Source organism: Leptospira harrisiae, assembly GCF_002811945.1.
In the GTDB taxonomy this organism is placed as follows: domain Bacteria; phylum Spirochaetota; class Leptospiria; order Leptospirales; family Leptospiraceae; genus Leptospira_A; species Leptospira_A harrisiae.
Genome location: NZ_NPDX01000017.1, coordinates 1 through 563, shown reverse-complemented (window position 1 = coordinate 563; position 563 = coordinate 1). Strand labels below are relative to the sequence as shown.

Below are 563 nucleotides of genomic sequence, written 5' to 3'. Positions count from 1 at the left end.
GTGGGTGGAGCCTTCGGAACTCACCACTTCAACCAGTTCTATCCTATCCTTAAGATGAAGGAAAAATACAACGAGATCAAGGCTGAAGGAGAAGCACTGAACGGTAATGGATTTGCCAATGCAGTTGGTGGAGTTGTGTCTGTTGCGACTGGTGGAATCATCAACGCTAAAACTGCTGCCAAGTTCATGAACGATAATGGGGATGTAATCGATACCATAACGACAGTGGCTGCTATTGTTGCTGCACCGTTTACTGGTGGAGCATCCCTTCTTGCACTAGCTGCATATAAAGCCGTCAAAGGAGCCTATGAAGGTGGAGTGCTTGGTGCGGTTACTGGCGCTGCGAGCGCTTATTCTTCGATTACAGGTGTGGATGTATCCTATTCTTATGATGAAGGCTTTGGTGCCAACCTTGGGGTTAAAGTAGGTGTAGTGAGTCTGGGAATGAGTTACTCAGAGAGTGCAGGCTTTGGTGCAAGTGCTTCTGTGAAGTTAGCTGGATTCTCTGCTGGAGTGAGTTATACCCAAAACGGTGGCTTTGGTGCTAACGTAGGGTATGAGTT

The 563-nt window shown here is 47.4% G+C and carries 1 pseudogene; it reads left to right on the top strand.

From position 1 onward, the window contains the following. Positions 1-563, top strand: a pseudogene (locus tag CH364_RS18725) (hypothetical protein); the annotation flags it as partial.